Source organism: Serratia sp. CY33525 (assembly GCF_052169115.1).
Classification (GTDB): domain Bacteria; phylum Pseudomonadota; class Gammaproteobacteria; order Enterobacterales; family Enterobacteriaceae; genus Serratia; species Serratia sarumanii.
The window spans coordinates 346,381-370,372 of the sequence record NZ_JBJNLK010000001.1; the positions used below are offsets into that span (position 1 = coordinate 346,381).

22 protein-coding genes are annotated in these 23,992 nt (G+C 59.0%); 13 read left to right on the top strand and 9 right to left on the bottom strand.

All coding sequences use genetic code 11. The annotated features are described in order from the left end of the window. Nucleotides 1–12: 12 nt before the first annotated feature. The 9 genes from ACJ8IM_RS01695 to ACJ8IM_RS01735 form a co-directional block, all read right to left on the bottom strand. Entirely contained in the window at nucleotides 13–1,629 is a 1,617-nt protein-coding gene (locus ACJ8IM_RS01695; RefSeq protein ID WP_033653630.1) for a methyl-accepting chemotaxis protein, read from the bottom strand. Nucleotides 1,630–1,705: 76 nt separating this feature from the next. After that, complete coding sequence (tsr, locus tag ACJ8IM_RS01700) at nucleotides 1,706–3,376, bottom strand: methyl-accepting chemotaxis protein (RefSeq protein ID WP_033653629.1); 1,671 nt, start codon at nucleotides 3,374–3,376, stop codon at nucleotides 1,706–1,708. Nucleotides 3,377–3,571: 195 nt separating this feature from the next. After that, nucleotides 3,572–4,072, bottom strand: coding sequence for a chemotaxis protein CheW (cheW, locus tag ACJ8IM_RS01705; RefSeq protein WP_025303271.1), 501 nt, complete (start codon nucleotides 4,070–4,072; stop codon nucleotides 3,572–3,574). A gap of 32 nt (nucleotides 4,073–4,104) precedes the next feature. Further along, nucleotides 4,105–6,126 carry a chemotaxis protein CheA gene (gene cheA, locus ACJ8IM_RS01710; protein ID WP_033653628.1) on the bottom strand — a complete coding sequence of 674 codons (2,022 nt, stop codon included), beginning with the start codon at nucleotides 6,124–6,126 and terminating at the stop codon, nucleotides 4,105–4,107. Then, nucleotides 6,123–7,193 (bottom strand): flagellar motor protein MotB, encoded by a 1,071-nt coding sequence (motB, locus tag ACJ8IM_RS01715; RefSeq protein WP_033653627.1) that lies wholly within the window; start codon nucleotides 7,191–7,193, stop codon nucleotides 6,123–6,125. The genes cheA and motB overlap by 4 nt, the downstream gene beginning before the upstream one ends. After that, nucleotides 7,190–8,080 (bottom strand): flagellar motor stator protein MotA, encoded by an 891-nt coding sequence (gene motA, locus ACJ8IM_RS01720; RefSeq protein ID WP_015378266.1) that lies wholly within the window; start codon nucleotides 8,078–8,080, stop codon nucleotides 7,190–7,192. Before motA ends, motB begins: the two co-directional genes overlap by 4 nt. A 144-nt stretch (nucleotides 8,081–8,224) precedes the next feature. Then, nucleotides 8,225–8,809, bottom strand: a complete 585-nt coding sequence (gene flhC, locus ACJ8IM_RS01725; protein WP_016927281.1) for a flagellar transcriptional regulator FlhC — start codon at nucleotides 8,807–8,809, stop codon at nucleotides 8,225–8,227. Then, nucleotides 8,809–9,159, bottom strand: a complete 351-nt coding sequence (flhD, locus tag ACJ8IM_RS01730) for a flagellar transcriptional regulator FlhD (RefSeq protein WP_033647796.1) — start codon at nucleotides 9,157–9,159, stop codon at nucleotides 8,809–8,811. Before flhD ends, flhC begins: the two co-directional genes overlap by 1 nt. 932 nt (nucleotides 9,160–10,091) lie before the next feature. Continuing rightward, the gene (locus ACJ8IM_RS01735; RefSeq protein WP_144337636.1) at nucleotides 10,092–10,331 is read right to left on the bottom strand and encodes a hypothetical protein; all 240 of its coding nucleotides are present in this window, start codon (nucleotides 10,329–10,331) and stop codon (nucleotides 10,092–10,094) included. Between the two features lie 171 nt (nucleotides 10,332–10,502). Between ACJ8IM_RS01735 and ydgT the strand changes: the two genes are divergently transcribed. From ydgT to tssK, 13 genes are all read left to right on the top strand, one after another. Continuing rightward, nucleotides 10,503–10,718, top strand: a complete 216-nt coding sequence (gene ydgT / locus ACJ8IM_RS01740) for a transcription modulator YdgT (protein WP_033635010.1) — start codon at nucleotides 10,503–10,505, stop codon at nucleotides 10,716–10,718. 197 nt (nucleotides 10,719–10,915) lie between these two features. Beyond that, nucleotides 10,916–11,335, top strand: a complete 420-nt coding sequence (uspC, locus tag ACJ8IM_RS01745) for a universal stress protein UspC (RefSeq protein WP_033653626.1) — start codon at nucleotides 10,916–10,918, stop codon at nucleotides 11,333–11,335. A gap of 85 nt (nucleotides 11,336–11,420) precedes the next feature. After that, on the top strand, nucleotides 11,421–12,455 hold the full coding sequence (locus tag ACJ8IM_RS01750) for an NADP-dependent oxidoreductase (RefSeq protein WP_033653625.1): 1,035 nt from the start codon (nucleotides 11,421–11,423) through the stop codon (nucleotides 12,453–12,455). 828 nt (nucleotides 12,456–13,283) lie between these two features. Next, nucleotides 13,284–15,623 (top strand): type VI secretion system Vgr family protein, encoded by a 2,340-nt coding sequence (locus tag ACJ8IM_RS01755; protein ID WP_033647800.1) that lies wholly within the window; start codon nucleotides 13,284–13,286, stop codon nucleotides 15,621–15,623. A gap of 10 nt (nucleotides 15,624–15,633) precedes the next feature. Further along, on the top strand, nucleotides 15,634–16,023 hold the full coding sequence (locus ACJ8IM_RS01760) for a DUF3592 domain-containing protein (protein WP_033647801.1): 390 nt from the start codon (nucleotides 15,634–15,636) through the stop codon (nucleotides 16,021–16,023). A gap of 101 nt (nucleotides 16,024–16,124) precedes the next feature. Further along, nucleotides 16,125–16,625, top strand: coding sequence for a hypothetical protein (locus ACJ8IM_RS01765; protein WP_033653624.1), 501 nt, complete (start codon nucleotides 16,125–16,127; stop codon nucleotides 16,623–16,625). Between the two features lie 170 nt (nucleotides 16,626–16,795). After that, on the top strand, nucleotides 16,796–19,348 hold the full coding sequence (locus ACJ8IM_RS01770; RefSeq protein ID WP_033653623.1) for a DUF2169 family type VI secretion system accessory protein: 2,553 nt from the start codon (nucleotides 16,796–16,798) through the stop codon (nucleotides 19,346–19,348). Further along, nucleotides 19,345–20,412 (top strand): pentapeptide repeat-containing protein, encoded by a 1,068-nt coding sequence (locus tag ACJ8IM_RS01775; protein ID WP_033653622.1) that lies wholly within the window; start codon nucleotides 19,345–19,347, stop codon nucleotides 20,410–20,412. The genes ACJ8IM_RS01770 and ACJ8IM_RS01775 overlap by 4 nt, the downstream gene beginning before the upstream one ends. A 30-nt stretch (nucleotides 20,413–20,442) precedes the next feature. Then, nucleotides 20,443–21,078, top strand: coding sequence for a DUF3540 domain-containing protein (locus ACJ8IM_RS01780; protein ID WP_033653621.1), 636 nt, complete (start codon nucleotides 20,443–20,445; stop codon nucleotides 21,076–21,078). Between the two features lie 16 nt (nucleotides 21,079–21,094). Then, complete coding sequence (locus tag ACJ8IM_RS01785; RefSeq protein ID WP_004934933.1) at nucleotides 21,095–21,487, top strand: DUF4150 domain-containing protein; 393 nt, start codon at nucleotides 21,095–21,097, stop codon at nucleotides 21,485–21,487. Nucleotides 21,488–21,531: 44 nt separating this feature from the next. Next, nucleotides 21,532–22,032 carry a type VI secretion system accessory protein TagV gene (tagV, locus tag ACJ8IM_RS01790; RefSeq protein WP_033638520.1) on the top strand — a complete coding sequence of 167 codons (501 nt, stop codon included), beginning with the start codon at nucleotides 21,532–21,534 and terminating at the stop codon, nucleotides 22,030–22,032. Nucleotides 22,033–22,061: 29 nt separating this feature from the next. Next, nucleotides 22,062–22,592 carry a type VI secretion system lipoprotein TssJ gene (gene tssJ, locus ACJ8IM_RS01795; RefSeq protein WP_050438933.1) on the top strand — a complete coding sequence of 177 codons (531 nt, stop codon included), beginning with the start codon at nucleotides 22,062–22,064 and terminating at the stop codon, nucleotides 22,590–22,592. A gap of 40 nt (nucleotides 22,593–22,632) precedes the next feature. Continuing rightward, a complete protein-coding gene (gene tssK / locus ACJ8IM_RS01800; protein ID WP_033638522.1) occupies nucleotides 22,633–23,979 on the top strand; it encodes a type VI secretion system baseplate subunit TssK in 1,347 nt (448 codons plus the stop codon). Nucleotides 23,980–23,992 lie beyond the last annotated feature (13 nt).

The following is a 23,992-nucleotide window of genomic DNA, read 5'->3' on the forward strand; positions in this document are numbered from 1 at the left end:
TGCTTATGCGGTTTAACAATCTTGGGCTTCCTTTACCACGGGTGAAACTGCGTTGTTGCTGTTACCTGGCGCGACGAAGTTATCGTCCGCCAGACGGAATACCGCGACCGCGTCAGCCAGGGTAATGGCCTGCTCTTCCAGCGCGGTGGCGGCAGAAGCGGACTCTTCCACCAGCGCGGCGTTCTGCTGGGTGACCTGATCCATCTGGGTCACCGCCTGCGTCACCTGCTCGATGCCGCGGCTCTGTTCATCCGAAGCCGACGCGATCTCGCCCATGATGTCGGTCACGCGGGTCACCGAACGCACGATGTCCTGCATGGTGGCGCCGGAGTTTTCCACCAGCACCGAGCCGTGTTTGACGCGGCTGACCGATTCATCGATCAGCACCTTGATCTCTTTCGCCGCCTGCGCGCTGCGGCTCGCCAGGTTGCGCACTTCGCCGGCGACCACGGCGAAACCGCGCCCCTGTTCACCGGCGCGCGCCGCTTCCACCGCCGCATTGAGCGCCAGAATGTTGGTCTGGAAGGCGATGCCGTCAATCACGCTGGTGATGGCGCCGATTTTCTGCGAACTGTTGGCGATATCGTGCATGGTGGTCACCACGTCGCCGGCCAGTTCGCCGCCCTTGGCCGCGGTGGCCGAGGCATCGCGCGCCAGCTGAGAAGCCTGCCGCGCATTATCGGCGTTCTGTTTCACCGTGGCGGTCAGCTGTTCCATGCTGGCGGCGGTTTCTTCCAGCGACGCGGCCTGCTGCTCGGTGCGGGAAGAGAGATCGTTGTTGCCTTCGGCGATCTCCTGCAGGCCGATCAGAATCGACTCCGCCCCGTCGCGCACCGCGCCGACGGTGCCGATCAGCGACTGCTGCGTGCGTTGCAGGCTGGCGAACAGCATGCTGATTTCATTGCGGCCATACACCTGAATCGGCGTCGCCAAATCGCCGGCGGCGATGCGTTCAAAGTGGCTGCGGATCTGGTTCAGCGGCTGTACCAGCATGGTGCGTAACCACCACATGGCGCTGCCGGTCACCACGATCAGCATCAAGACCGCCCCCGCCAGCATCAGGCCCGCCAGCGTGAAGGAGAACTGGTTGGCGTCTCTGGCTTCGCTGATGTCGCCGTTGACCAACTGCAGGTACTGCACGAAGTCGGCTTCGAACAGGTCCTGGGTTTTCTGCGTCGGCTGGTCCATAAACGCCTGCAGCTCCCCTTTCTCCAGAAAGCCGATCAGCTCACGCAGCGCGCCGCGCAGCCGCTCGTAGCTGGCCTTGGTGGTTGCCGTCTGCTGACTCTGTTGCTCACTGCTGCGCTCAACCGCCATGAACTGATTGAAATAAAGATCGGCCTTCTGCAGCGAACTGCGGGCGCTGCTCATCAATTCGTTCACCTGCTCCTGCGGCAGTTTCAGCGCCGCACGGGTGCCGGCGCGGTTAAGCGTATTGCGCGCCTGCAACAGCGACACCCAGCTCAGGCTGAGCGAATCGCGCTGCTGGCTGCCGAGGGTGATGATGTCGAGGTTGTGGTTATCGGAACGAAACGCGGAATACGACAGGCCGCTGCTGGCCAACTGCAGAACGCAGAAGGTCATCAACAACAGGAACAAGCTGGTAGAGATACGGATTCGGTTAAACACTGTGAACCTCCTTGCAGCCGGCCGGCGACCGGCCTACGTAGGGGAAAGGGCCGCTGCGAGAGAGGCCCGATACCGGTCAGAACGTTTCCCAGTTATCCTGCAGATCGCTGGCGTTCATTTTCTTATGATTGATTACCGGTGTTACCGTCGCCTTGCTGGTGACAGGCGCTTTAAACTCTTCCTGGCCTTCCGCCCTCAGGCGGAATACCGCCACCGACTGGGTCAGCATGCTGGCCTGTTCTTCCAGCGCCGCCGCCGCCGAGGCGGACTCTTCCACCAACGAGGCGTTCTGCTGGGTCACGCGGTCCATTTCCGCTACCGCCTGGCCAACCTGATCGATCCCGCGGCTCTGTTCGTCCGAAGCCGAGGCGATTTCGCCCATGATGTCGGTCACGCGGGTGACGGCGTTGACGATGTCGCCCATGGTTTCGCCGGCGCTTTCCACCAGCACGGAACCCATATCGACGCGGCTGACCGAGTCTTCGATCAGGCCTTTGATCTCTTTGGCCGCCTGCGCGCTGCGCTGCGCCAGGTTGCGCACTTCACCGGCCACCACCGCGAAGCCGCGGCCCTGCTCGCCGGCGCGCGCCGCTTCCACCGCGGCGTTCAACGCCAGGATGTTGGTCTGGAAGGCGATGCCGTCGATCACGCCGGTGATATCGGCGATTTTCTGCGAGCTGCCGGCGATGTCGTGCATGGTCTGCACCACGTTGGCCACCACCTTGCCGCCCTTCTGCGCGGTTTCGGAGGCGCTCAGCGCCAGCTGTGAAGCCTGACGGGCGTTTTCGGCGTTCTGTTTCACCGTCGCGGTCAGCTGTTCCATGCTGGCGGCGGTCTCTTCCAGCGAAGCGGCCTGCTGCTCGGTGCGGGAAGAGAGATCGTTGTTGCCCGCGGCGATTTCAGACGCGCCGCTGTAGATGGCATCTGCGCCCTGACGCACGCCGCTGACGGTTTCGATCAGTTCGCTTTGCATGTGTTTCAGGCTGGCCGCCAGCACGCCCATTTCGTTGCGGCTGGTGACCACGATCTGCTGAGTCAGGTCGCCGGCGGCGATCTGTTTGATGTGGTCAATCATGCGGTTCAGCGGGCGCACCAGGATATGATGGATGCCGGTCCAAACGAGCACGATCACGGCCAACACGACCAGCAACACGATCACCAGCGTCCAAATGGCCGAGGAGAACGACTTGTTGCTGTCTTCTACCGCGCCTTGGTACAGCTTGTCGTTTTGTGCCAGGTAGGTGTTGTAGATCTGCTCGAAGCCATCCTGATAGCTTTGTGTCGGTTGATCGAAGAAGGCATTGATTTTGCCTTCGCCCAACAGCTGAATCAGTTCGGTCAAAGCACCGTGCAAGATGTCATACTGTTGCTTGAGTTTTTCCGCGGACTGCACGTCCTGACGCGGATCGAGAGGAATTTTTTCATAGGCGGCGTAATGCTGTTCCGCGACCGTCAGCATGCTCTTCGCCGAAGTCAACAGATCGGTGACGGTGGCACCGCTGCCGATTTTGTTGGTATCCATCATGTAACGAATACCCGCTCGGTTCAGGGTATTACGAGTCTGCAGCAGGTTGACCCAGCTTTCGTTCAATTCAGACTGCTGCTGGCGGATCGTTTGCAGGACGGTAAAGTTTTCCTTATCGCTTTTCAGCGAGGAGAAAAAGAGTCCGCCCGAAATCAACTGCAAGGCGCCAAACAGCACCAACACCAGCAACAGGCTGGTGACCACCTTCATACGATTTAACATGATTTCCCTTGTTGAAGCCCGCGCAGACAGGCTCTGATGACGTTGAATGTGAGAGTTATCGGCGCCGTGCGGCAAAACTTTATGCGGGAAAGTAACTATTTTTAGTGGGGGTTCCGGGCGCGGTCTGCGGCGCCGCGACAGGTCAGGAAGAGTGATGGATGAAGGGGGCAGCGCCCTGCCCCCTGGGGTCATGAATCAGACGCTTTTCGCCACGCTGTCGACCAGCGACATCTCTTCGCTGCTCAGCAGCTTTTCGATATCCACCAGGATCAGCATGCGCTCGCCCAGCGAACCGAGACCGGTGAGGTATTCGGTCGCCAGCGTCACCGCGAACTCCGGCGCCGGGCGGATCTGCTCGGCGGTCAGCGACAGCACGTCGGAAACGCCGTCGACCACGATGCCCACCACGCGCTGACCAAAGTTCAGCACGATCACCACGGTGTTTTCATCGTAAGACACGCTTTGCTGCGAGAATTTCACCCGCAGATCGATGATCGGGACAATCACGCCGCGCAGGTTGGTGACACCCTTGATGAACGCCGGCGTGTTGGCGATGCGGGTCACCTGATCGTAGCCGCGAATTTCCTGCACCTTGAGGATATCGATGCCGTACTCCTCATTGCCCAGGGTGAAAATCAGAAACTCTTGCCCTACCGTTTCGCCAGCCAATTTGCTGACGGCTGCCAATCCTGCCATATCATTCACCTTTTAAATCAATAAACTCATTATTATGCGGCGGCGTCCGTCAGACGCTTTTCACGGTTCAAGGTTTGCAACGCCGAGACATCGACGATCAAGGCCACGCTGCCGTCGCCCAAAATGGTCGCGGCGGAGATGCCCGGCACTTTGCGGTAGTTGCTTTCCAGATTCTTCACCACCACCTGGTGCTGGCCGATCAGTTGATCCACCAGCAACGCATAGCGGCGGCCGGCGCTTTGCAGGATAACGACGATGCCCTGCGTGGCGTCGGTTTTGGCGCCGTCCACTTCGAATACCCGATACAGCTCCACCAGCGGCAGGTATTCGCCGCGCACCTGCAGCACGCGTTCGCCCCCGGCCAGCGGATGCAGATCTTCCGCCTGCGGCTGCAGCGACTCCATCACCGCGTTCAGCGGCAGGATAAAGACTTCGTCGTTCACCTTGACCGACATGCCGTCGAGGATCGCCAGCGTCAGCGGCAGCAGGATGCGGATGGTGGTGCCTTTGCCGGCCTGCGAACGGATCTCGACGTGGCCGCCCATCTCCTGAATATTCCGTTTCACCACGTCCATGCCGACGCCGCGGCCGGAAACGTCGGTCACCTGCTCGGCGGTGGAGAAGCCCGGCGCGAAGATCAGCATGCCGACTTCTTCGTCGCTCATGCTTTCGCTCACCGCCAGCCCTTGCGACGCGGCCTTGGCGAGAATTTTTTCGCGGTTCAGGCCGGCGCCGTCGTCGATAACCTCAATACAGATGTTGCCGCCCTGATGTTCGGCCGACAGCACCAGATTGCCCACCGCCGATTTGCCGGCGGCGATGCGGGTGGCCGGCTCTTCGATACCGTGATCGAGGCTGTTGCGCACCAGGTGCGTCAACGGATCGATGATGCGTTCGATCAGGCTCTTGTCCAGTTCGGTCGAGCTGCCCTGCAGCGTCAGCTCCACCTGCTTGTTCAGCTTGCCGGCCAGATCGCGCACCAGGCGCGGGTAGCGGCTGAAGACGTATTCCATCGGCATCATGCGGATCGACATCACCGACTCCTGCAGATCGCGCGCGTTACGCTCCAGCTGGCTCATGCTGTTCAGCAGATCGCCGTGGTTGACCGGATCGAGCGTGCCGGAGCGCTGCGCCAGCATCGACTGGGTGATCACCAGCTCGCCCACCAGGTTGATCAGCTGATCCACCTTTTCCACCGCCACACGAATGCTGGTGGACTCGCTCGCCTTGGCGCGCGCTTTCGGCGCTTCCGCCGCTGCGGCGGCCGGTTTAGCGGCAGGCGGCGCGGCGCTGGCGACCGGCGCTGGCGCAGGTTCCGGCACGGCGACCGCTGCCGGTAAGCTAGCTTCTGCGACGGCCGGTTCGCTCGGCGTCGGCGTCGAGAAGCTGATTTGTTCCGGTTCCAGCACGAAGCACAGCACGGCGCTGATGTCGTCTTCGCTGGCGGAGGTGAGCAACGTCACGTCCAGACTGTGTTCCGTCTGATGAGGGTCTTTAACCTCGCCGAGGTTGCCCAGCTCTTCCAACATCAAGGGGATTTCACTGGCTTTCAGCCCGTTCAGGCTGATGCGCATGCCGCCTTCGATCGCCGCCGGCGCGGCCGCCGGCTTCACGACAGGCTGCTGAACGGCCGGTTGAGCCGCGGGCGCCGCCTGCTGCTGTTGCGCTTCCAACGCCAGCTGGCGCAGCGCCTGGCAAATGTATTCAAAGCTTTCGGCGTCAGGCTGTTGCGAGGTTTTATAGGCGTCCAGTTGCTCCTGCATAATGTCTTTGGTTTCCAGAAACAGGTTGATAATCTCGGTGCTCAGGCTCATTTCCTGGCGTCTTGCACCGTCCAGCAGGTTCTCCAGCAGGTGGGTGGTTTCCTGCAGCACCGAAAAGCCAAAGGTCGCCGCGCCGCCCTTGATCGAGTGCGCCGCGCGGAAGATGGCGTTCAACGGCTCGATATCGGGGGCCAGCGGATCCAGCTCCAGCAGATGTTGCTCCATGTCGGCCAGCAACTCGTCCGCCTCATCAAAGAAGGTCTGATAAAAATCGCTAATGTCCATGCTCACGGGGTCACCTCTGGCTGTGAGTCGCGGTTAGTCGGTGCGGGTGCGGCCGCCGGTTGTTCCGGCGCCTGATCGGCCGGGGCTATCGCCGGGGATACCTGCGCTGGGACGCTCGGCGCTGGCGTTGACGCCGCCGGCTCCGGGGCTGCCGCCGAGTGCTCCGGCGTTTGGCTGGCCGGTGCAGTTGCCGACGGCGCCAGCTGTTTCAGGCTGTCCGGCTGGGCGATATCCATCGCGTTGCTTTCGGCATTTTCATGTTCGATGCCTTCTTGCGTTTGCTTATTCAGCACCAGCACGGTGATGCGACGGTTAATCGCGTCATCGGCGCCGTGCTGTTTCAGGCTCATGGTGGCCGCCATGCCCACCACCCGCAGCACCTTGCCTTCCGCCAGGCCGCCGGCGATCAGCTCGCGTCGGGAGGCGTTGGCGCGATCGGCCGACAGTTCCCAGTTGCTGTAGCCGCGCTCGCCGGTGGCATAAGGGATATCATCGGTGTGGCCGGACAGGCTGATCTTGTTGGGCAAATCGTTGAGGATCGGCGCTATCGCCCGCAGAATATCGCGCATGTAGCTCTCGACCTGCGCGCTGCCGGTTTTGAACATCGGCCGGTTTTGGCTATCGATAATCTGGATGCGCAGCCCCTCGTCCATCATGTTGATCAGCAGATGCGGGCGCAGCGCCTTCAGGCGCGGATCGGACTCAATCAACTCATCCAGCTTTTCGCGCAGCTTGTTTAGGCGCAGCTCTTCGGCGCGCTTGTCCGGCGAATCGACCTGCTTTCTCACCAGGCCGTGCTGCTGCGTAGGATCGTCGCCGCCGCCCGGGATCGGGCTGCTTTCGGAGCTGCTCTTGTCGCCGCTGGTCAGGGCCACCTTGAGCGGCGTGCGGAAATATTCGGCGATTTGCGTCAGCTCCTGCGGGCTGGCGATCGCCAGCAGCCACATCACCAGGAAGAACGCCATCATCGCCGTCATAAAGTCGGCATAGGCGATCTTCCAGGAGCCGCCGTGATGGGCGGCATGATGTGACTTGCGCTTTCTGACCAGAACGACCGGATGATTCTGTTTCATGCTTCTTCTTCTTCCGTCGCCTGCTGCGCCGGCGCTTTCACGCGGCGCACGTGTTCTTCCAGCTCAACGAAAGAAGGACGTTCGGTGGTATACAGCGTTTTGCGGCCAAACTCGACGGCGATCTGCGGCGCGTAGCCGTTCAGGCTCGACAGCAGCGTGACCTTGATGCACTGCATCATCTTGACGTTTTCGGCGCTCTTCTGGCGCAGCAATGTGGCCAGCGGCGAGATGAAGCCGTAGGCCAGCAGAATGCCGAGGAAAGTACCGACCATGGCGTTGGCGATCAGCGCGCCCAGTTCCGCGGCCGGCCGATCGGCCGAAGCCAGGGCGTGCACCACACCCATCACCGCCGCGACGATACCGAACGCCGGCAAGGAGTCGCCCACCATCGCCAGGCTGCCGGCGGGCACTTCGCTTTCCTGCTCGTAGGTTTCGATCTCTTCGTCCATCAGCGCTTCGATCTCGAACGCATTCATATTGCCGCTCACCATCAGCCGTAAATAGTCGGTAATGAACTCCACCAGGGTGTTATCGGCAAGGATGCGCGGATAATTAGAAAAAATTTCACTTTCTTGCGGATTATCGATATCGAACTCGAGCGACAGCATGCCCTGCTGGCGCGATTTGGCCAGCAGGCGGAACAGCAGCGCCATCAGATCCATGTACAGATCTTTGTTGTATTTGGAACGGCGCATCAGCCGCGGCAGCGCGCGCAGCGTGGCTTTGATTGCCTTGCCGTTGTTGCCGACGATGAAAGCGCCGACCCCCGCCCCGCCGATAATCAGAAACTCCGCCGGCTGATACAACGCACCGAGATGGCCGCCCACGATCAGGTAGCCGCCAAACACCGCACCCAATACCACCAGATAACCCAAAATAACTAGCACACGCATTCCTTAAATTAACAATGTGGATGGAAGGTGGGGCAAACGCGCCCTGGCGCACTGACCAGGCTGCGTGTCTGGGGGCGGCATGCCGCCCCTGCGTATCACACGTCGGTATTCATTGCCGAGAGCCGGCAATGTGGCGGCTCAAATGGCGCGTTTGACCTGCTCGTCCAGCAGTTGAGGAATAATATCGGCCAGTTGCGGCGAAAGTTTACGTCTTTTTACGGCGCGGGATGGGGGTTGGCATAAACTGCAGATGAAACCGTTCAGCGGCTGGTGCGCGTGGGTGATAAATGCGCCGCCGCAGCAGCTGCAGGCAGAGAGCTGCAGCATGCCGCTGTCGACGAAACGCACCAGCGTCCAGGCACGGGTCAGCGCCAGCAACGGCGCCTCGCCGGCCTGCTGAGGACACTGCTCCAGGTAGAGGCGATAGGCTTTGATCACCGCCTCCACTCCGCTGCACTGCCCGCTTTTCATCAGAAACAGGTAGGCGTTGTAAAACATCGACGAGTGAATATTTTGTTCCCAGGTCATAAACCAGTCGGTTGAGAACGGTAACATTCCTTTTGGCGGCGGGCTGCCGCGTAACTCCTTGTAAAGTTTAATCAAGCGCCCGCGGCTAAGCTGGGTTTCGCTCTCCAGCATTTGCAATCGGGCTCCCAGCGAAATCAGCTCCATGGCGAGCTGAATGTCCTTGGCTTCTTGAACGATACTTTTCTCAACCATCATCAGGCTCTTTTCTTCGTCGGGCTAGCGTCTTTACTCGATAGCTCTTGCAGTAAATGGCTTGATAGCAAAATGCCGGTATGGATTTGTTGCAGATCGTCGACGCGCGACTCTTTGGTCAGGCGTTCGATGGTCTGGCTTTCGTTAAAGCGGAAGTGGCAAACCAGCTGGTTGGTCTCGGCCAGTTTCACCATTTGCGGCAAAGTCAGCTGCGCCAGCGCATCGGCCATGGCTTCATCAATACCAAGACGGAACATCGCGGAGGCTTTTTCATCGTTGATCAAACGCTGTGCTAAAAGTAAATATGACAGATTGATGTCATAAATATGCTTAAGTAATTCAGACGTACCCATATTCCCCATCCCGACAGACTATGTTTAAAAACATACGCTGGGTGATAAATTTTATCGCCCGTGACCTGGGTTGTTTCCCAAAGCTGGCAAATTAATCTCTCAAAAACGACTGCTATAATTTTCAACAATCGCTAAATTTGACCACTGTTCAGTATTTGCTACGAGCGTAAACCAACGTGTATGGATGTACAGCATTCTGCTTCGATAGTGTTTAGTCACCATGAAACTATTTTTACAAATTTAATAAGATTATTCCTAAAGCAGCGCAACTCTACCCCCGAACCATTAGCACACACAATGTAAGTGAGAGGCAATTTTAAATACAATGTGACATAGATCACAAAAATAAAAAATAATTAAGCCAAATACACCCAAATACGCTCACTTATTGACCGCCATTTTGTTCACAAAACAGCCATAGGTAAAAAAACGTCTTAAAAGCAATGTTTATCCGCCAAAAAATTATCTTTTTTAGATCAATTCGAACAAAAGCATCACCAAACCAAAATAACAGAACAAAAATCTGTATATAGGCGACAAACTCAGTATAAATAACCATTTGAGTTACTAAAAAATATCCAAGCTGAAAAATAACCTGCGTAAACTATAAGGTTATTAGCTATCGGATTTGACTTAAGCCCTCAGCCTGAAGCTGTTCTAATTTTCCACATCAGGTGATTATGGCTTATCAATGATTCGCAGGCGTAGTGAACAAGCTAACAGACGTAACGATATGTTTCCGTATTAGCGCGATGCAAGAATGCTTTTTCTACATTAGAGTTCACCAAAACGACATATCGGCAACAATCCATAAAACTTTAATGCCTTTATTTCTTTTTCTGTCGCCGTGATAATTCTCTCTCCCCCAGAGATTATTTACATGGCTTACGTTTTCATCACTTCATTGTCATAAAATAAAACGCAGTTTTGTTTTACTCTTCATATTTCTCCATCAAGAAAAACGGCTTTTCAGCGCAAGCGATGACGACAAACACCGCCCAATGCCGCAGCGGCACCACGGACGGTGAAAAAATCACCGCAAAGATGGCCTGGCGCGGTGCCGCGAGCTTGTGCACGGCAAGAACGACGACGCGTCGGCCGTCAGCCGCCCTGAGACTTTCCCTATTTATCCGTTTATCAGCAGGATGAGATTGCTGACGGCGCACTGGCATATTATGATTTATCAAAGCGCCGCTACGTGCGGCGTGACATCATTACCCGGTGCAATTTATCTACTTGAAATGATTTTTGTCAGGTCGTACATCGCTGCCTCGACGGCGTCGCCGTGAGCCGCCGATGTGTTATTCACCCGGCTTTAACTATTAACAGGCTATATTTTAATCATGACCGATACGCTCGAATATCTGCTGACATTCCGTAAATGCTCCTCTTTGGACAGCCTGGAGAAGGTGTACGACAAACTGAACTACTCCATTGAAAATGATAAAGAAATGAGCAACATGTACCGCGCCGCCGACCACCGTCGCGCCGAGCTGGTTGCCGGTAAATTGTTCGATCTGGGCAAGGTGCCGAAAACGCTGTGGGCGCAGGTGCTTTAATTCAGTGAAATTACGTGCGGCAACGGTTTTATCTTTTATTGCTATATAACCGGGGTAAATTCGGCTTTTATTGCCGCGCGTGATGCGAAACACATTTATTCCCCCCGCCAGGCTCTACCCTTTATCCGACGCAGTACCTCCGCTAAGGCCGCCGATGCAGCAGCCTGGAATGCGATGGATACAACAAGGAGTGGGATATGGGGTATCAAAACGTTCTGGTCACCGTCGCCGTTGCCCCTGACAGCCACCGCCTGGTGGAAAAAGCCGTCTCCATCGTCCGCCCTTACGGCGGCAGCATCACCTTGTTAAGCACCCTCGCCAACCCGGAAATGTACAATAATTTCGCCGGGCCGATGCTGGGGGATTTGCACTCGTTGATGGAGGAGGAAACCCGGCTGTTTATGGAGGAACTGCGTCAACGCGCCGGTTACCCGATCGCCGATGCGCTGATCGTGCATGGCGAGCTGGGTGACAGCCTGGAATACGCCAGCCGCCGTCAGCCGTTCGACCTGCTGATCTGCGGCAATCATCGCGACGGCATGATGAATAAGGTCTCCTGTTCCGCCGCCCGCTTTATCAATATCAGCCACATCGATGTGCTGATCGTTCCGCTCTAAGGCTAAGCACATTCGGTAACGTTGCCTTGCCGCCCCTGGACTAGGCTTAACGCATCTTGTTTGTCGCAACGCAAAGGAGCTTTCGATGTCCCCTTCTTCTCAACAGAACCGCCGCTTCCTGCTGGCCTCGCGTCCGCACGGTGAACCGACGGCGGCCAACTTCCGTCTCGATACCGTCCCCGCACCGCAGCCCGGCGCCGGACAGCTGGTGCTGCGCACCGTTTATCTGTCGCTGGATCCTTATATGCGCGGGCGCATGAGCGATGCCCCCTCCTACGCGCCGCCGGTGGAGATCGGTCAGGTGATGGTGGGCGGCACGGTATCGCGCGTAGCGGCTTCACAGCATCCCGATTTCAACGTCGGCGATTGGGTGTTGGGTTATGACGGCTGGCAGGATTACGCCCTGTCTGACGGCAGCGGCCTGCGCAACCTCGGCCCGCACCTGCCGCATCCTTCCCGCCTGCTGGGCGTGCTGGGCATGCCGGGATTTACCGCTTACATGGGGTTGCTCGACATCGGCCAACCGCAGGCGGGAGAAACGCTGGTGGTGGCCGCCGCCAGCGGTGCGGTCGGTTCGGTGGTCGGCCAAATCGGTAAGCTGAAAGGCTGCCGCGTCGTCGGCATCGCCGGCGGGGCGGAAAAATGCCGCTATGTGGTGGAAGAGTTGGGTTTCGACGCCTGCATCGATCACCGCGCCCCTGACTTTGCCGAACAGCTGGCGGCTGCCTGCCCTAAAGGCATCGACATCTATTACGAAAACGTCGGCGGGGCGGTGTTCGACACCGTACTGCCGCTGTTGAACACCAAAGCGCGCATTCCGGTGTGCGGCATCATCGCCCATTACAATGCCACCGGGTTGCCTGCGGGGCCGGACCGCTTGCCGCTGCTGGAGGGGCTGATCCTGCGCAAACGCATCCGTATGCAGGGCTTTATCATCTTCGACGACTACGGCTCACGCTTTGACGAGTTCCTGCAACAAATGAGCAGTTGGGTCGAGGAGGGGAAAATCAAGTTCCGCGAGGACATCGTCGACGGGCTGGAGCAGGCGCCGCAGGCGTTTATCGGCCTGCTGCAGGGCAAGAACTTCGGCAAGCTGGTGATCCGCGTCGCCGACGAATAACCTCTAGCAGGGCGTGGTACACCACGCCCTGCTTTTAGTCGCCGAATCGCACATCCTCCTCTACCGTCCTCGGCCGTCAGCGTCACCTGCACGATAGTGCGCACCGCTTCCACCCTCGCCGCCAGCGCCCTGCTCGGCTTGCCCGGATGCGCCGCCACCGGCAAACGCGCAACGCGTACGCATTCTCCCGCTGCCTGACGAATTGGCCATCACGTCTTTCCCCATTGAGCCGATCGCCGGCCGGCAGGCAAAGCGCGACCCGGCCTTAATCTGGCTCTGCGGCCTGATAAGCCAAATCGCCTTCGCTCCCTGTCCACATTAATAATTGCTGCATTATCAACCGTTCAACCCCTCGACCAACGGCCTGCAGAGGGGGCTTCCCACGCCTACCAAATAGGAATCATCCGAATTAACATTCGGAAAATTTATATATTTGATCATCTTTAAGTGGCAAATGGTAAGGATAAAAAACAGTCAGTGACTTTTTTTACGTAAAAAAAGAGTTGTTTTATAAGCACGTTGACTTAAGTGTTACAGATTTATTTTTTGGTATTACCAATTATCCAATAATTTGAGATAAAAAATGATCTGCTCGCATGTATATGTTTTAGATGATTAAAACCAAGATCGTGAGCAAGTTAACGAATTGAGCATTGATCCACAAGGCTATTTTGCAAATGCAGAGCTCTATTGTAGACTGCACAAATCGTGCCTTTGTGTAAACTTTGTTAAATCTTTCGTCAGTTCCTGTCTCCATTCGTGACAGATACGCCATCGGGATCGCGCGTCAATTCTCGTGCGGTAGCTATGCCTAAAGCGGGGAATAGTATGGATCGCCTTATCATTGCGCACACGCCTTTGCCCTCCCATCAGCTGTTGTTCAGAAGCCTTTCCGGTGAGGAAAAACTGGCCGGATTGTTCGAGTTCGACGTCGAGCTGCTCAGCCCCGACAATCGGCTCGATCTGAAAGCGCTGCTGGGACAAAAAATCACGTTGGAGCTGCGGGGCAATCCGCTGGCGCCGCGCTATCTCAACGGCAATATCACGCGTATGACCCTCTCCGGAAGGGAAGCCGGCGGCAACCGTTACTATATCTACCGCGCCGTGCTGCGCCCCACGCTGTGGTATCTGACGCAAAACCGCGATTTTCGCATCTACCAGGAAAAGACCGTTCCCGACATCCTGACGCAGGTGCTGGGGCAGTATCAGGTGAAAATCGATAACCGCCTGAGTTACGACTACCGCATCTGGGGGTACTGCGTGCAGTACCAGGAGAGCGATTTCGATTTCATCAGTCGCCTGATGGAGCACGAAGGCATCTATTACTATTTCACGCACCAGCAAGACGGCCATACGCTGGTGCTGGCTGACGCGCCGTCGGCGCATCAGGAACTCGCCGGCTACGCCAGCATTCCCTATCAGCTCGCGGAAGGCGGCCTGGTGGAAAACAAAGACAGCATCAACAGCTGGAGCGTTTCGGACGCCATCACGCCCAGCCTGTATAGCCTGGATGACTACGATTTTCGCAAGCCGCGCGCGCGGTTGCTGGAGGCGCGGCAGAATCCCGCCTCGTTCGCGCAGGACAAAGCCGAGGTGTTCGACTGGCCCGGGCGTTATACCGATCACGCCCACGGCCAGTTTTACGTCAAGGTTCGCCAGCAGGAGTTCGAAGCGCAGCACGAGCAGATGAGCGGCGAAGGCAGTTCGCAGGGCATTGCGCCCGGCTACCGTTTTCAACTGATCCAGGCGCCGCGTATGGAGGACAACCGCGCCTACCTGGTGGTCAGCGCGCATTACTTCATGCAGGAAAACAGCTACGCCAGCAATGATAACGACGTCGGCGAGCAGCGTACCGAATTTCAGGTCGTTCCGGCGGACATCAATTGGCGCCCGGCGCGCATCACGCCCTGGCCGAAAACCCACGGCCCGCAAACTGCCGAAGTGGTGGGGCCGGAAGGCGAAAGCATCTGGACCGATAAATATGGCCGGGTGAAACTCAAATTCCGTTGGGATCGCCACGGCAGCGGCAATGAAACCAGTTCCTGCTGGGTGCGCGTCTCCAGCGCCTGGGCCGGCTGGAAATACGGCGGGATCCAGATCCCGCGCGTGGGCGAAGAAGTGGTGGTCGACTTTATCAACGGCGATCCGGATCGCCCTATCATCACCGGCCGCGTTTACAACGAAGACAGCATGCCGCCGTGGGATCTGCCCGGCGACGCCACCAAAATGGGCTTTATGAGCCGCAGCAAAGGCGGCGGCGCCGACAACGCCAGCTTCCTGTTCCTGGAAGACTCGCCCGGCAACGAATCTTTCGACATGCACGCCGAACGCAACATGAACATGACGGTGGAAAACGACAAGAACGTCAATATTGACGGCAGCCGCACCACCACCATCGGCCGCAAGCAGGACGACACCGTCACCGGCGACGCCACGTTCCTGTACAAAGCGAAACGCACCACCACCGTCGATGGGCTGGAAACCGCCAACCTGAACGCCCACCAGACGGTGAACATCAAAGGCGGCCGCGACCTGACGATTATCGACGGCGGCGATAAAATCGACATCACCGGCAATCAGTCCTTCAAGCTTGACGGCGCGCAGACGCAAAACATTACGCAAACCCAACACGTCACGGTGAAGGGCAATCAGACCCTCGACATTACCGAAGGGCAACAAACCAGCACCATCAAGCAAGGGCAAACGGTCAACATCACCTCCGGCGGGCAGCACACCACCATCACCGCCGGCGGGCAGGAATTGACGGTTAAAGGCGGCGGCCAAACCGCTACCGTCACCGGGAATGTCACCGAGACCTACAAAAACGATCAGAGCACGACGATCACCGGTACGCTGACCATCAAAGCGAAAACGATCAACATCACCAGCGCGGACGGCGTGTCGGTGCAGACACCGAGCTGGAAAGATAACTGCCACGGTTGGAAATGGGTGGCGACCGGGGCCAACTTCGCCTTCTACGGCTCCAATCTTGCGTTGACAGGAGCCAGCCTGAAACACACGATGCTGGATATCTCGCACAATCCGCTGGCGATCAGCAAAACCAATTTCAAGCTCAGTAACGATCCCATGACGTTCACTCAGCTTGGCGCGCTGGTGACCAACGGCGCCTTACGGTTGAGCACCAAGGCGCTGGCGATCTTTTTATAAAGGGACTCCCATGTCGAAGGCCAAAAATGTTCTCACCGTTATCGGGTTGATTTTATTGGCTCCTATCCTCAGCCTGGTGGGTTTTTTCAAATTCATCACGGTCGATATCTGGGGTTATTTCAAACATATCGGTTCTTCCCTCAGCGTGATGGAGAACGGTATTTCCGCCTCCGGGCAAATCGTCAGCATTCGCCAGACCAACCTGTGGGACGGGAATCGGCCGGTCTGCGAAGTCGAAGTCAAATACATCGCCCAAGACGGAAAAAACCATACGGCCGTGGCGAAAGGCCCGATCAGCGTCGTGGATCTGCCGCGTTATCAGCCGGGCCATTTCACCGCGATCAAGTACGACCCGAAGAACCCCAAAAAAGCGGTGATCGAAGAGCTTTCCCGGCTTTGAGCGAAAAGGCTCCTTTCAATCACGCGATCCGATTGCAACGCTCTGCCAACGGCTTATCGTTCATCGGTTCGCTAACTCACCTTGCATAAGGAAGTGTCACGATGGGCGCGTTCATTGCCTTTTCGACGCAGGACAGCCTCTGGGGACAAATCCTGTTTACCTTCTTTGGCATCCTGGTTGGCTGCGTCTTGCTCGCCGCGATCGGCAAAACCTTTTTGTCGGCCAGCCGATCGGCCGCGTTGCCTGCGCGGTTGCTGATCTTTGTCGCGCTGATGCTGGCGCTGCTGAAATACAACCAGCAGGTGATGTCTGCGGTGAATGCCCCCGCAGAATTGATCGGGTTCCTGATTTTGCCCGGCTTTTTGATGGGTTACCTGGGTGCGGCGCCCACCGGCAGACTGGCGCTGGCGATAGAGCTGCCCTGTTTTGCGGCGCTCGCCGCGCTGCTGATTCTGGGCACCGCCGACGTCGAGTTTTTTGCCCCCTATCACCTGGAGAGCGCCGGCCAATTTATCGCCAAGGCGATCGCCGCGGCATTGTCCGTCGCCGCCGTGCTGTTGGCTCGCGGAATAAACGGGAAGGACGGCGCACTGTCCTCTTGATCATCCCTTTCGAAGCGGGGCCCTCCCCGCATTAACGATCGGCGCTGAACGCCGCATCGTTTTCTTCATCTGTTGTGACATAGCCTGATATCTATTAAACCGAAAAACGGATTGTTTTTGAGCAGCAGCCTGGCTGCCAGCTGATATCCACAGGAAGCTTTACACACACAATGAAAGTCGTAAAACCTCTGCGCCTCAGCGCGCTTCATCGCCCCTTCTCTTGGCAAGGGCAAAACCATCTGGGCGTTTCCGTTTTGGCCTTGGCCGATATGGGGGCTTCCCCGCGCCTGCGCCCCGAACCGGAACTGTGGCAGTTGGCCGCCGAAGAACTCACGCTGAGCGGCGGCGTGCTCGATTTGGCTATCCCCAAAGCCTGCGCGGAGTTTCTCGCCACCGGTAACGCCTACACCCACCATCAACAAGACAAAACCGCTTGCGCCGTAAAGATCCAGCTGGATTCGCTGGAAAAAACGCTGGTGGTTTTCGGCGATCGCCATTGGATCAACGATCGTCCCTCCACTCCCCTCCCTTTTGCAGAAATGCGTCTGGACTGGCGCCGGGCTTACGGCGGCACCCAGTTCGCCGATAATCCGCACGGCATCGGCGCCACTCCAGAAACATTTCCGCAGGGCCGCATCCATCGCCTACCCAATGTTGAACCGCTGCAGGGGCGCCTCGCGTCTCCTCGGCAAAGCGCGCAACCGGTAAGCTTTGACGCGTTGGATATCACCTGGCCGCGCCGCTTCTCCCGCATCGGTAAAAACTACGACGCCAACTGGTTGAAAAACGGCTTTCCCGGCTTCGCCAACGATATCGACTGGCGCCTGTTCAACATGGCGGAAAGCGATCAGCAGTTTCCTCAACGCGACAGCTTGCCGCCCCGCGCCGCCTATCGAATTTGGAACATGCACCCTTCAGAACCGGTGCAGCAAGGTCATTTGCCGCCGTGGCGCACACGCTGTTTCATCAACCGGCTGCGCGGCGACGAAACGCATTTCGAAGAAATCGCGATGCGCCACACCACCGTCTGGTTCTTCCCGCATCGGGAACAGATGCTGCTGATTTATCAGGGCAGCACACGCATCAATGAAGACGATGCCGCCGACGTAATGCAGCTGATGCCGGCTTTGGAAATCGAAGGCGAGCCCCGCTCCACCGTGCATTATCGGCAGGTGTTGACCCAGCGGCTGGATAAGGAACGGGGTGCTCTGCACGCGTTTCGTGAGCAAGAGTTGTTGCCGGAAGCGTGCATCGGCGCCTGGCTGGATACGGAAACGCCGACGCAGCAAAGCCCGATGGCGGAAAATATCGCCGCCTACGAGCACCGGCAGCGCGAAGAGCACCGCCAGCGCCTGCTGCGTGAAGGCCAGGACATCGATGAACTGTTCCCGCTGCCGTCGCAAGACGCGCCGCCGAAGCTGGACCAACTCGCCGAATTCGTCGAGCGTCTGGAAAGCCAGGCCGAGGCGCAGTATCAGGACATGCTCAAGCTGGCGCAAGCCGAGGGTATCGACCCGCGCAATCCCGGTGGGGATCACGTGCCGCCATCCGGTGCGGAAAGCTACCAGCAGCAGCGCGATCTGCTGTTCCAGGAGGCGCGCCGGCATCCCGACGCGTTCAGCGAAAAACAGCTGGGGGAAAGCGAGCGCGCGCTGCACCAAATGTATTTAATGTCGGCACAGGCGCAAAGCCCTGCGCTGCGTTTAAGCGGCGATCTGGCGCAAATCATTCGCCAACGCGTCACCGCCGCCATGCTGCGCGATAAGGATCTCAACGGTCTTGATCTCACCGGTGCCGATCTGTCCGGCATGGATCTCTGCCAGGCTAACTTGCGCGGCGCTTTGCTGGAAAACGCCAATCTGCGCCAAACCCAATTGGTGGGTTGCGACCTTCGCGAGGCGATGCTGGCGCGCGCCGATCTCAGCGGCGCCGTCTTGCAGCAGGCCGATCTGAGCCACGCCTCTTTGGCCCTGGCGAAATGCGAAGCGACGGATTTCGGCGGCGCACAGCTGCACGAAACCAACATTCAGCAAACGTTGTTTCAACGCTGCGATTTCACGATGGCCTCATTACGCGATTTGCTGGGATACGAAACCTTGCTCGGGCAGTGTGATTTCAGCCGCGCCACGCTGGCCAACATTACGCTGATGGAGCTGCAACTGGAGCAGCTGACATTCAGCCACGCCCGGCTCGAAAAAGTCAGCTTCGTCAAATGCCGCTTGCAGGCGGTGAACTTCGATCGGGCGCGGCTGGAAAGCTGCGCCTGGGTTGATACCGAGACGCAAAGCCTCAGCTTCCGCGCCGCACGCCTCACGGCCTGCGCCTTCGCGGCAAAGACGCTGCTGCCGCAGGCGGATTTCAGCGACGCGACGCTAAACCAGTGCAATTTACGCCAGATGCCGTTGCAGCGGGCCAATTTCAGCCGTGCACGTCTCAATAATTGCGACCTGTCGGAAAGCCGGTTGAACGACGCTGATTTCCGTCAGGCCAACGGCAGCGGCAGCCTGTTCATTCGCAGCGATCTGTCTCGCGCCAACCTGCGCGACGCCAATTTCATTGCGGCGATCCTGCAAAAATGCGTGCTGTCGGGCGCCGACCTGCAGGGCGCCAATCTGTTCCGGGCCGACCTGTCGCAGTCGCAAGTGGATCAGGCGACCCGGCTCGAGGGCGCCTATACCGCCAGGGTGAAAACATTGCCTCGCCACAACGGGAAGGAAGTATGACCTCAAAGCCAGAGCAAATACGCCAGCGCGTGAAACGCGGCGAGCTGATTGCCGGTGAGGATTTGCACGGCCTGTCATTCGCCGGTATGGATTTGGCCGGCGGCATGTTCAACGAACTGAACCTGAACGGTGTGAACTTCTCCGATTGCGATCTGCGCGACAGCGTCTTCAGCAATTGCCGGCTCGAACAGGCGCAATTTGCACGGGCGAACCTGAAGCAAACGGCCTTCAACCAGTGCGCCATGTCGGGCGGCCGCTTCAGCGAGAGCCATATCGAACTGACGATGTTCAACGACTGCCGGCTTGAACAGGGCGACTTCAGCCGGCTGGCGCTCAACCAAAGCCACTGGATGTCATGCCAATTGGCCGGCGCGAATTTTTCCGCCACTCAGCACGATCGCACCACCTTTTACGAAAGCCCGCTCGACGGCGCTGCGTTGAATCAGGCGCGGTTATCTCTTGTCACGTTCTTCCGATTAAACCTCCGTGACACGCGGTTTGAAGGGGCAGATTTCGACCGCGTCACGTTTTTCGAATGTGACCACCGCGGCAAAAGTTACGCCGGGCAGCGCCTGATCGCCTGCCAGTTTACCGATAACCAACTGGACGACGTCGATTTCAGCCAGGCGACGCTGCGTCAAAGCAACTTCAAGGGCGCTTCGCTGCGGCGCGCCAACCTGACGAGCGTGCAGGCGCAGCAGTCACTGTGGCTGGAGGCCAATCTGACCCACGCGCAGTGCCGCGGCGGGCAGTTCGATCAGGCGATCTTCAGCGAAGCGACGTTGGACGCCGCCAACTTCAGCCAGGCGCGCCTGTATCAATGCGTATTCCAGCACAGCCGCGCGGCGCGCTGTGATTTCAGCGACAGCGACCTGACCTACGCCGACTTCTGTTATGCCGACATCGGCGCCGCCGATTTCCGGCGCGCGCGCTTTATGCGCACCCGCATGCACCGCGCCCATCAGCAGCAAACGCGCTGGGGCGATCGCAGCGGGATCCTCGAGCGCGACGAAGAGCTGTACGCCGCCGAAACCTGGAGCGCACAGCGCCAGAGCCGAATCTGAATGCATTGACCACTTCACGAGGGGATCACCATGAGCGTTGCCAACACAACCCGCGCCGTCAACATCGCACCGCCCCAGCAGGCCGCCGGCCAGGTCGTCAACCTGTTGCCGGACGGCAGTCTGGTGGTGGAGTGCGAAGGCCGCGGCTGGCATTGCCGCCGGGCGGCGAGCTGCCTGCTGACGCCGGCACTCGGCGATAACGTGCTGGTCGCCGGCTGCGGCCACCAGCTGTGGGCGATCGCCGTCCTTGAGCGCGCGGAACCGCAAAGCGCGGCGCGGCTGAGCGTTGCAGGCGATCTGCACATTGAAACGCCGAGCGGCTCACTGTCGCTGCACGGCGCGCAGGCGCTGAAACTGAGCGGCGACGCCATGACGCTGCAGGCCAACAGCGGCGACTGCCAGGTCGACAAGATGAAATACAGCGGCGAAGAGCTGTCGGCCTTCGTCAGCATCAGCCGCCTGGTCGGCAAACGCTGCGAGTCGCTGTGGCATTCGGTCAGCCAGATCAGCCATTCGCTGTTCCGCAAAGTGCGCCAGACCGAGCACGTGCGCGCCGGGCAGCTGGATTACCAGGCGGAAGATTACGCCCGCATTCATGCCCGCAACACGCTCATTACTTCAAAAGACATCACCAAGCTGGATTCGGAACAAATCCACGTCGGATAACCTGCGGAGGCCTTTTATGTTTGCCAACAGCCAAATGATCGGCGTGGACCTGGCGTTTCCCGACGTCTGTCTGACGCCAAGCCCGGCGCCAGTACCCGTGCCCTACCCGGATATCGCCCTGGCGCCGACCGCCATTCCGAACGCGTTCAACATTCTGTTCGTCGGCACCCCGGCGCACAACATGGCGACGGTGACGCCGCTGACCAACGGCGACAACCCCGGCGTGGCCACCGGCGTCGCCTCCGGGACAGTGATGGGGCCGTCCCGCCACCTGACCGGCGCCTTTACCGTGCTGCTCAAAGGCACCCCGGCCACCCGGCTGACCAGCCTCAGCCTGCAAAATTCCACCAACGCGCTCGGCATGCGCATCGTGCCGAGCCAATTAAAAGTGTTGCTGCTTGCGCCCTGATGACGGCGCCCTATTACACAGCCATTAAACAAGAAGAGGACATTGTGAAAACACGGATTACCCTGACGCTGCTGACCGCCCTGACGCTTGCCGGTTGTTCCACGCCGCCGCCACCGCCGCCGGCGCTCAATAACGACGCCATCGTCAGCAGTGAGGTCAACGGCGTCACGCTAAAGCACCGCGCCGCGGTGAGCGCGCCGCAACAGTTCAAGCCGATTGGTGAGGAGTACCGCAGCCTGTACGCCGCCAGCATCATGAGCAGCCCGAATTATACCGGCACCGCCGTCGGCAGCCTGGACAACGCCGCCGCGTTCTACGCGCTGGGCGAAGTGGAAAACAACTGGCTGGCGATCTCCGCCATCCGGGGCGGCGACCTGGTGGGTTACATCCAGGCCAACGCCGGCGTACCGGAAGCGCGCTACAAATCGACGCTGCGCAAAGATCTGCCGCGCCGCGCGCGCGCCGCCAAACAGGACTGCGTCAAAGTCGGCGGCGACAGCAAGGCGTGTAAAAACGCCGGCTCAGCCACCTGGATCCTCCAGTAGTCAGCACGCCTGCGGGCGACGAGATTCCCATGATGACGACCCCTATCGCTTCCCGCTGGTGCGGGATGCTTTTTCTGCTGCTGAGCGCGTTGGCGCTCGGCGGCTGCATGTCTTCCGCCAAAAGCGTGCCGTCGCGATACAGCCTGGTGTTCGATGCCGATCGCCAGGTCAACGCCGCCGCCGGCGCGCAACCGGCGCCGATAAAAATTCGCGTGCTGCTGCTGCGTTCGGATGCGGAATTCATGGATGCCGACTTCTTCAGTCTGCAAAACGACGCCAAAAGCGTGCTCGGCAACAGCCTGCTGGACAGCGATCAGTTCTTCCTGACGCCGGGCCAGACCGGCAAAAAACTCGGTGGGCAAAGCGCGTTGGATGCGCGCTACATCGGCGTGATCGCCGAATATCAAAATCTGGACGGCAAAACCTGGCGCCTTTCACTGCCGCTGCCGGAACCCACCGAAACCAATTTCTACAAGGTATGGCAATTCTCGCCGGATGAGCTGGAAGCGCATATCGTCGCGGGCGTGAGTGGCCTGCGCCCCGTAAAAAAGGTCGACTGACCTACCGCTGCGCTGAAGCGAAGTAACTATAGGTGTGATGATGAAAGATGCTCATAAGGTTGTCTGGACGGAGGGGATGTTTTTGCGCCCCCACCATTTCCAGCAGGCGGAAAACTATCTCGAAGGCTATATGCGCAACTGGGGCCAGGCCCACAGCGGCTGTTTCTGGGGTTTCCTGACCCTGGATCTGGACCAAACGCTGCTGCGCCAGGGCAAGATTGCCCTCAACGCCGCCAGCGGCATCATGCCGGACGGCACGCCGTTTCGCTTCGCCGGCGCCCAGCAGGCGCCCGCGCCGCTGACCATCGCCGAAAACAAGACCGGCGAAAACGTGGTGCTGGCCCTGCCGACCTACCGCGCGGGGCGTGAAGACGTGATCTTTCAGGAAAGCCCGGAGGCGCTGGCGCGCTATCTGGCTTACGAGAATGAAGTCGACGATCTCAACGCCGTCTCGGTGGGCAGCGCGGCGCTGCAGTTTGGCCGCCTGCGCCTGCGGCTGATGCTGGAGAGCGAGCTCAACGCCGAATGGACGGCGCTCGGCGTGACCCGCGTGCTGGAAAAACGCGGCGACAACAGCCTGCGCCTCGATACCGCGCAGATCCCGCCGATGCTGAACTGCCAGGGCAACCCGGTACTGAAAACCTTCATCAACGATCTGCAGGGCCTGCTGCAACAGCGCAGCCAGCAGATGAGCCAGCGCCTGCTGCAGCCGGGCCGCGGCGGCAGTTCCGAAATGGTCGATTTCATGCTGCTGCAGCTGATCAACCGCCACCTCGGCCAGGTGAGCCACGCCTACCACCTCGACCATCTGCACCCGGAGCGCCTGTTCGCCGATTGGCTGCAGTTCGCCACCGAGCTCGCCAGCTTCTCGGCGCAGCGCACCCCGGAAGGCCGTCTGCCGGTGTATGACCACGACAACCTGGCGCTGTGCTTCGGCAAGCTGATGCTGTTGCTGCGCCAGGGGCTGTCGGTGGTGCTGGAAGACAACGCCATTCAGCTGACGCTGGTCGAACGCTCCCACGGGCTGAACGTCGCCACCGTGCAGGACGCCAAAATGATGCGCGACTTCGGCTTCGTGCTGGCGGTGCGCGCCGACGTGGCCGCCGAGGTGTTGCTGACCCATTTCCCGGCGCAGATGAAGATCGCCCCGGTCACGCGCATCCGCGATTTGGTGCAGCTGCAGCTGCCAGGCATCGGTTTGCGCACCATGCCCGCCGCGCCGCGCCAGATCCCCTATCACGCCGGCTACACCTACTTCGAGCTGGAAAAAGGCGGCGACCTGTGGAAACAGATGGAAAAATCCAGCGCCTTCGCTCTGCACCTGGCGGGCGAATTCCCGGGGCTGGACATGGAATTTTGGGCGATTCGCAGCCATACGGACCGGTAACCTATGACTCAGG